This window comes from Nonomuraea lactucae (genome assembly GCF_003313395.1).
Lineage (GTDB): Bacteria > Actinomycetota > Actinomycetes > Streptosporangiales > Streptosporangiaceae > Nonomuraea > Nonomuraea lactucae.
This window is the reverse complement of sequence record NZ_QNFZ01000608.1, coordinates 1-2,295: the sequence shown is the minus strand read 5'-3', so window position 1 is coordinate 2,295 and position 2,295 is coordinate 1. Positions and strand designations below refer to the sequence as shown.

Genomic DNA, 2,295 nt, shown 5'->3' with positions numbered 1-2,295 from the left:
GGTCGGTTTCGCCGCCCGCGCGCTGCCGCACCTCGACGAGATCCCGGTCGTGTCGGCGCTGCCGGGCACCCGGGTCGTGTCCTCGCTCGCCCGCAGGCTGGCGGGCACGGGCCGGGCGCCGGAGCTGCCGTCGCTGCCCGCCCCCAGGACGCCGTTCAGCGGCCCGGTCTCCGCGCACCGCCGCTTCGCCTACGTCTCGCTGCCGCTGGACGAGATCAAGCGGGTGCGCAAGGCGTTCGACGTGACGGTCAACGACGTGGTCATGGCCGTGTGCGCCGGTGGACTGCGCCGCTGGCTCGCCGCGCACGGCGGCATCCCGCGCCAGCCGCTCGTGGCCGGGGTGCCGTTCTCGCTGCGGGCGGCGGGGGAGGACGGCCCCGGAAACCAGGTCACGATCATGACGGCGCCGCTGGCCGTGCATCTCGACGACCCCGTCGAGCGGCTGCACCAGGTGCGCCGCTCGATGCGGCGGATCAAGGACAGGTTCGCGCTGGCGCCGGCGCGGTGGCTGCGCGAGTTCAGCGAGTCGATGCCGGCCGCGCTCATGGGGCTGGCCTCACGGTCGGCGTTCGGGCTGGTGGGACAGACCGTGCCGCCGATCAACGTGACGATCTCGAACGTGCCGGGCCCCCAGTTCCCGCTGTACGTGTGCGGGGCGCGGCTGCTCACCTACTACCCCGTCTCGGTGATCACCGACGTGAGCGGCGGGGTGAACATCACCGCCTTCTCCTACGACGGCTCGCTGGACATCGGGGTCGTCACCGACCGGGAGATGGTCCCGGACGCCTGGGAGCTGGCGGCCCACCTGCGTGACGCCCTCGACGAGCTGCTCAAGGCGGAGACCTGAAGAAGACCGCGCCAAAGCGGAAGGAACCTTGCCGCGTTGGCTCGTAACCTTACGATATGAAGCTGAGCCGGCGGATCCTCAACCGCACCACGCTCCAACGCCAGCTCCTGCTGGAGCGTTCGTCCATGTCACCCGCGCAGGCGATCGAGCGCCTGGTCGCCGTCCAGGGCCAGGAGGTCAACCCGCCGTACTTCGGGCTGTGGTCGCGGCTGTCGTCCTTCACCCAGGACGACCTGACCGGCCTGCTGTACGGCAGGCAGGTCGTCCGCGGCTCGCTGCTGCGCGGCACGCAGCACCTCACCCTGGCCGACGACTACGTGTGGCTGCGGCCGATCGCGCATGCTCCGCTGGCCAGGTCCAGGCAGGCGGCGTTCGGCCGGGCCACGGCGGACGTCGATCTGGAGGAGCTGGTGGCGCTCACGCGAGGACACCTGGCCGGGCGGACCCTGAGCCGCCCGGAGCTGCGCGACCTGCTCGCCCGGCGCTGGCCCGAGGTGGATCCCCTGGCGCTCGGCTGGTCGGCGCAGGCACTGGTGCCCGTCGTGCATCCACCGCCCAGCGGCACCTGGAACAGGGGCGGCGCCACGCCGTTCACGCTGGCCGAGGAGTGGCTGGGCCGGCCGCTCGCCACCGAGCCGCCGCTGGAGCGGCTGGTCGTCCGCTACCTGGCCGCGTTCGGCCCGGCGTCGGTGATGGACGTGCAGGCGTGGTCGGGCCTGACCCGGTTGCGGCCGGTGATCGAGGCCATGTCTGTACGGTCTTTACGGAAATATGAGGATATGGAGGGGCGGGTGCTCTACGACCTGGCGGACGCGCCGCTCGCCGCCGAGGACCTGCCCGCGCCTGTGCGCTTCCTGCCGTACTTCGACAACCTCATGGTCGCCTACGCCGACCGGACCCGGATGATGACGGCCGAGCAGCGCAGGGCCGTCTGCGTCGGGGCCATCGTGTACCCCACGTTCCTGGTCGACGGCGTGGTCGCGGGCATGTGGGACCTCAAGGGCGGCGCGCTCGTGATGGAGCCGTTCCATCCGCTGCCGGAGGCGGTCATGGAGGAGCTGGCGGAGGAGGGCGGCCGGCTGCTGGCCTTCGCGGGCGCCGACGGCGAGCGCGTCACCTGGCTCCCGCCAAGGGCACTCACGCCCGCCTGATCCCTTCCCGGAGGGGGCGGTCAGCTCGGAGGGGGGCGGTCAGCGGACGGCGTACCGGCCGATGGCGGGCTCCAGCAGGTCGAACACGCGCTCGGCCGCCTCCGCCACCGCGGCCGCGATCTCGTTCTCGCTCTCCCCGGTCAGGGTGCGGTGCTGCAGCTCGCCGAAGAGCAGCCGGTGCGCCGCCCCGAGCTGCGCCGCCACCGCCCGGGCGGTGAGCTCGCCGCCCTCGCCCTGGTCGCGCGTCTCCTCGGCCAGGCGGGCCGCGAGCGCCTCCTCGCGCTGGTCGTGCAGGTC

At 73.0% G+C, this 2,295-nt stretch carries 2 protein-coding genes and 1 pseudogene; 2 read left to right on the top strand and 1 reads right to left on the bottom strand.

The window, feature by feature from the left end:
- Together DQW85_RS24190 and DQW85_RS24185 are read left to right on the top strand one after the other, a co-directional pair.
- Positions 1-847, top strand: an 847-nt coding sequence (locus tag DQW85_RS24190; protein WP_113702332.1) for a WS/DGAT domain-containing protein, incomplete at its 5' end; no start/stop codon positions are given.
- A 56-nt stretch (positions 848-903) separates the two neighbouring features.
- Complete coding sequence (locus tag DQW85_RS24185; RefSeq protein WP_113702331.1) at positions 904-1,998, top strand: winged helix DNA-binding domain-containing protein; 1,095 nt, start codon at positions 904-906, stop codon at positions 1,996-1,998.
- Between the two features lie 39 nt (positions 1,999-2,037).
- Here the strand turns inward: DQW85_RS24185 and DQW85_RS24180 are convergent.
- A pseudogene (locus tag DQW85_RS24180) lies at positions 2,038-2,295 on the bottom strand (TetR family transcriptional regulator); the annotation flags it as partial.